General features: G+C 65.0%; 6 protein-coding genes. All 6 read right to left on the minus strand.

Going from position 1 to position 5192, the window contains the following annotated elements:
- Positions 1-126: 126 nt before the first annotated feature.
- The 6 genes from VGL01_RS23880 to VGL01_RS23905 all read right to left on the minus strand — a co-directional run bounded on the left by VGL01_RS23880 (position 127) and on the right by VGL01_RS23905 (position 5134).
- A complete protein-coding gene (locus VGL01_RS23880) occupies positions 127-1356 on the minus strand; it encodes an AAA family ATPase (protein ID WP_331573796.1) in 1230 nt (409 codons plus the stop codon).
- 14 nt (positions 1357-1370) lie between these two features.
- On the minus strand, positions 1371-1808 hold the full coding sequence (locus VGL01_RS23885) for a CpaD family pilus assembly lipoprotein (RefSeq protein WP_414720333.1): 438 nt from the start codon (positions 1806-1808) through the stop codon (positions 1371-1373).
- A gap of 17 nt (positions 1809-1825) precedes the next feature.
- On the minus strand, positions 1826-3145 hold the full coding sequence (locus VGL01_RS23890) for a type II and III secretion system protein family protein (protein ID WP_331573804.1): 1320 nt from the start codon (positions 3143-3145) through the stop codon (positions 1826-1828).
- A 130-nt stretch (positions 3146-3275) separates the two neighbouring features.
- Entirely contained in the window at positions 3276-4280 is a 1005-nt protein-coding gene (gene cpaB, locus VGL01_RS23895; protein ID WP_331573798.1) for a Flp pilus assembly protein CpaB, read from the minus strand.
- A gap of 18 nt (positions 4281-4298) precedes the next feature.
- Complete coding sequence (locus VGL01_RS23900; RefSeq protein WP_331573800.1) at positions 4299-4865, minus strand: A24 family peptidase; 567 nt, start codon at positions 4863-4865, stop codon at positions 4299-4301.
- A gap of 83 nt (positions 4866-4948) precedes the next feature.
- Positions 4949-5134 (minus strand): Flp family type IVb pilin, encoded by a 186-nt coding sequence (locus tag VGL01_RS23905; RefSeq protein ID WP_173257354.1) that lies wholly within the window; start codon positions 5132-5134, stop codon positions 4949-4951.
- Positions 5135-5192 lie beyond the last annotated feature (58 nt).

Genomic DNA, 5192 nt, shown 5'->3' on the forward strand with positions numbered 1-5192 from the left:
TCGCACTTGCGTCGCGCAAGCTTCCGGCCACAGGAGCCGAGTACGCTGGCTCGGCCGGCGAGGCCCGCAGTTCGTCCGGGTCCGTTGCCGGATCGGCGCTCAGCAACCCGTTGCGGCGGCCGAACATCAGCTTGCCCTCCGGGCAGGCGCGAGACGCCGATACCACGGCGTGCGCGCCGACGGTGCCGCTGCTTCCTCGTTACCGGTGATCGAGTTGGCAAGCGCAACGATCGCCGCTGCGAACGGGGAACGCTGGGGGCTGGCCAGCGACTCTCCGAGATTTTCAGTAAGCGCCAGGGTCTGCGGCTCGTACGGCAGCGAATGGACCGATCCCCGCGCGAGCGCACTGATGAAATCCTTCGAATTCACGCGGCCGGGCACGGGCTGTCTCGACTCGTTCACGAGTACCGATATCGCCGGATTCGCGTCGCGCGCTTCGGCGAACTGGCACAGGCGCGCCGCTTCGCGCGTCGAGTGCACGGAGAGGTCCGCCACGACATGGATCATCGCGCTTGCCTCGAAGGCTTCGTCGATCAGCATGCCGCCCCGATGCGGCAAATCCATCACGATGTAATGGAAGTGGCGCTTGAGCATGGAGATGAGCTCGGAGAGTGCCCCCGCGCGCACGGAAAAATCCTGGTTGTACGGTAGTTCGGAGGCCAGGACGAACAAGCGATCGCTCTGCGCGATGAATGCTTGGTTGATCAGTTGTTGGTCGAGTCGATGCGGGTTTTGCAGCAGTTCGATGAGACCGCTCGTGGCGGATACGCCGAACATCGAGGCTGCTGCACCGCCGTATGGGTCGAGGTCGATGTAGGCGATGCGGCGGCGCGTCTTATCGGCAAGGTGGCTCGCGAGCGCCGTTGCAATCGTCGTCACGCCGACTCCGCCTCGCGTGCCCACGAAGCTCAGCGCTTTGCCCATTCGCGGCGAAGTGCTCGCGTCGTTCGCGGCGAGCGCACGCCTGACCAGCTCGACCGTAAGCGGTTTGACGAGATAGTCGCGTATGCCGAGTTGCAGCAGGTTTCGGAAAAGTCCGACGTCATTGCGCTCGCCGATCGCGACGACGGTGACCGATGGGTCCACGACATCCGCGAGCCGCATCAGATCTGAGATCGGCATGGCAGACCCCGACACATCGATAATGAGGTAGTGCGGAGATTCCTTGAGTGCGGTCATGACGCCCACTGCATCGTCGAGCGAACCCAGCGTGACGTGCGAGGTCGCGATGCCTTCATCGACGACGACGTTGTTGATCACCTCCGCGCTGACGGCGTCGGTGACGACGGCAATGAGTTTCTCCGCGCCGGAAGGGCGCGCGTGGCGTTTGAACAGGCTGGTTTCGTGAGCGCCCATGTTGGCCGTCTCCGTTACTGTGAACCCGCCGGCGATGCCGCGGGCGAAGAAGACGAGGAAGACGCCGAATTGCCGCCATAGGCTCCGCTTAACGGCATTGCGCGGCCTTCTTCGTAGCGCCGCACGGCGCTTGCGGCCAGCGGGGCGTCAGCCCCGGCATATGGGCGGGGGCTCACGAAATCGGCGGGGCGTGCGACCATGGCCGCGAGATTCGAATACGTGGCGCAGCCGAACGCCACACCTGGGCGTTGCAGCCCGGCGTCCCGCATCGGCGCTGCTTCGTTGAGTGCCTCGCATGAGGGCGGGACTGCATGTCCGCCGTTTTCCCCGGGCACGTAGCCGATCACCGACGCGTCGGGCATGCCGAGCGGCGCCGACATGCAGGACGTCAGGCCGATGCTCGCGGCGCCGGCGAAGACGGTAACGATGAGGATGTGCCGTGAGTTCATCATGGTCCGGTTTCTCCTGCTCAATAGACGAAGCCGGCGGCGCCGACGAGGCGAGGCGACTGCCCCGACAGCGGATCCGCCCCGAGCGAATGCTGGACGGCGAATTCGACGTCGGTGCTCGGGCGCATGATGTCGTCGAGTGCGCCGTGCAACTGTCCAGGGCCGGTCGGTCCCACGATGTAAGGCGTGACGATCACGACGAGCTCGGTCTTGTTGTTCTGGTAGCTCTTCGAGGAGAACAGCTTGCCGAGCACCGGCAGCCGGCCGAGGCCCGGCAGCTCGGACAGGACATCGCTCGACGTGCTTTGCAACAAACCGCCGATGGCGAAGCTTTGCCCGCTCGATAACTCGACCGTGGTCTCCATGCGGCGCACCGTCAGAGCAGGGACGACAATCGAGTTCAGCGTGATGCTGTTGGTCGGATCGATCTGGCTCACTTCCGGGCGCACACTGAGGCTGATGCGGTTATCCGCCATGACGGTCGGCGTGAAATTGAGCGAGACGCCGTAGGGCTTGTATTCGATTGTGATCGTGCTCGTCGAGCCGGTCTGCGGAACGGGAATCGGTAGCTCACCGCCCGCGAGGAAGCTCGCGGTTTGTCCCGAGACGGCGGTCAGATTGGGTTCGGCCAGCATCGTAATCAACCCTTCCTTGTCGAGCGCATCCAGGACGCCCTCGATCTGCGTGCCGCCAGCCTTGAACCCGCCGAGCACCGAGTACGCGCCCGTCGACGACAGGTTGAAAAGGTTCGTCGTCGCGTCGAAGATTGCGCGCCCGTTGAACAGGCCACCGAAGAAGTTGCCGTTCTTGCCCAATGCATTCCAGTCGACGCCGAGCTGATGCGTGATGTTGCGATCGACTTCCGTGATGCGAACGCGCAGCAGCACCTGAATCGGATGCGCGACCGTCATCCGGTTGACCAGCTGCTCCTTGGCGTGCAAATAGGGCTGCAGCGTCTGAACGACGGCGTCGGCATCGGCTGCGCTCGGCACTGAGCCACTCACCATCAGCGATCCGGGCGCGCTCGTCACATGCACGCCCAACTGCGGAAAGCGCGTATCTAAGAGCCGCTGAACGGAGGCCGTATCCGTGGCCACGCTGATCGTCTTGCGCAGGATCTGCCGGTTATTGGCGCCCAGCGCAAAGAGCGTCGTCGTGCCCGCCTTCTTGCCGAGCACGAAAACGGAACGCGGCGTGGGCACATGGACATCGGCGATATCGGGGTCCGCCACGAAGACGGCCACGGCCGGCTCGGGCAGCGAGATCATCGTCCCACCCCCCGCCGCGACGGACAATACGTCCGGCTCGTCGGCCGATGCCGTACGCGCACCGGCGAGCATCGCAATGCAAAGGAAGGCGGCGAGCGCGCCAAAATGTGCGAGCTGCGTCGCGAGTTCGGCGAGCGTGGCCGGGCGATGGCGTGAGCGGCGTGCGAACGGATTGGCGCGTGTGAGGCTGGCCATGTGAGTCCTATGTTCCTGCAGGGGTGGCGGGTTCGTTTGCGGTACGGGCGGGCACGGCCGCTGGGGTACCGGGCGGCAATGGCGGCAGCGGCTGTCCGCCCGGCGATGCGCCGTTTTGCGCCGAGCCGCCTGCCGGCTCGGCCTTCGAGCCGCGATAGATCATCACTTGCCGGACCTGTGCCGCTGGCCTGCCGGGTGTTGCCGCAGGCGGAGCCACGGCCTTCAGCGCGCGCGAGACGTCGCCGGCCCAGACGGGCGGCGTTTGCGCGCGTGCGACGTCTTCGGCGTCGGAGGCGTGCTTGTCGCGTGTCGCGAAGCTGCGCAGCGCGAGCGATAGCGTGCCGAGATGCGCAGCCACGGTGATCGACTGCGCGCCGGCCGGCGTGACTTCGAAAGTCGCCGTTCGCACGTTCGTAGTCGAGGCCGCAGCATCGTCCTTCGGACGTTTGAAGGCGGAGCCGACCGCAAGCACGCGCACGCGTTCCGCAACCGTTTCGGATTCCACAGCCCGCGCCGGCGGAACATCGACGCCCGCGTCGGCGCGGATTTGTTGCGTGAGCAGCACGTCGACAAAGTCGCCAGGCTGAATGAGTCCTGCGTTGCCGGATACATCGTCGATGGACACCGAAATGGCGCGCATGCCCGGCTTGAGCGCCGCGGCGAGAAAGCCGGGCGCGCTGGGCAAGATGACGTCGGTGAGCCCGAGCGGCGTGCCCGCATGCACGGCATGGCGCAACAAGTCGCCTTTCAGATCGTTGTTGGCGCTCGCTTCGGGCGAGCCTTCCAACAGTGCGCCGGCCGGTATCTGGTCGCGCGGTACCGCTTTCCAGATGAGATCGGAATCTCTCAACAGCAAACCGTCGGGCAGTTCGTCCGCTGCCGCGCGCACGCGCACGAGCGCGGCGGGCTTCGCAACACCGGGCGCCGAAGCCGCGATGAACAGCGCGCGAATGACGAAAGCACCTATCGCGGCAACGGCGATGAGCGCGGCAAGCTTCAGGATGTTTGGCATAGGGACGGCGTGTTCTCGTTAGGCAAATCGCGCATGGCCGACTAGCGCGAGACCGAGTGGATAACCGAACGAGGATGTCAGCAAGGTGGCCGCGGCACGAACACCGGCTGTCGGCTGCAGCAGCACTGCAATGGCTCCCGCCAGCGCGAGCGCGACACCGTAAGGCACGCCTCGGGCCGCGGAGAGCCAGGTCGTGCGTCGGGCGACACCGCTGCAAGTGGGGTGGCGAAGTGCAAACGAGAGTGCGAGCATCGAAAGGCCAAGGAGGGCACCGAACACTGAAACGATGACGAGTAGTGCGAGGGCGTAGGCGGGGCCGCACCAAAGAAAGACGGCCGCACCGAACTTCACGTCTCCGCCCCCGAGCCAGCGCAACTGAAACAGCACAGCCGCGAGCCCCAGCGAAAACGCGCCGAGGGCGGCATGCGTGGCGAATTCCATGAGGGTGCTACCGTTCAGTGCCGCTTCCAGCAGATACAGCGCGGCGAAAGCAGATACCCAGACATTGGGCAGACGCCGCCGGCGCAGATCCGAAACTGCAAGCACGGCAAGGATCACGTATGCCATCGCTTTGATCGGATCCATGACGAGCTCTCCTGGCGGCAAACGGACGTACCGATTTGCGGATGTGCCCGCGCCGGCGTGGCAACGGGCATCCACCCGCCCGCTTACGCCGGAAGCTGGGCCTTGATCTTCGTGAACAAAGTGGTGAACAGAGCCGACAAGCCATCAGCTCCGCTGAAGACAGTACCGACCGAGACCAGCGCAGCAACCACGATCGCCGCCAAAATGGCATATTCGAGCGCGCTAACGCCGCGCTCGTCGCGCGACAGGGACATGATGAAACGCAGCATGGTGAGCTCCAAAAAAAGTTAGGAATCCGAAGTAATCAGCGACTATCGCAGGCGCGAG

Origin of the sequence: Trinickia sp., assembly GCF_036503415.1 — a bacterium.
In the GTDB taxonomy this organism is placed as follows: domain Bacteria; phylum Pseudomonadota; class Gammaproteobacteria; order Burkholderiales; family Burkholderiaceae; genus Trinickia.

Coding starts and splice junctions, on each gene's coding strand:
- VGL01_RS23880 (WP_331573796.1), bottom strand. CDS start 1,356: ATGGGCGCTCACGAAACCAGCCTGTTCAAACGCCACGCGCGCCCTTCC.
- VGL01_RS23885 (WP_414720333.1), bottom strand. CDS start 1,808: ATGATGAACTCACGGCACATCCTCATCGTTACCGTCTTCGCCGGCGCC.
- VGL01_RS23890 (WP_331573804.1), bottom strand. CDS start 3,145: ATGCTCGCCGGTGCGCGTACGGCATCGGCCGACGAGCCGGACGTATTG.
- cpaB (WP_331573798.1), bottom strand. CDS start 4,280: ATGCCAAACATCCTGAAGCTTGCCGCGCTCATCGCCGTTGCCGCGATA.
- VGL01_RS23900 (WP_331573800.1), bottom strand. CDS start 4,865: ATGGATCCGATCAAAGCGATGGCATACGTGATCCTTGCCGTGCTTGCA.
- VGL01_RS23905 (WP_173257354.1), bottom strand. CDS start 5,134: ATGCTGCGTTTCATCATGTCCCTGTCGCGCGACGAGCGCGGCGTTAGC.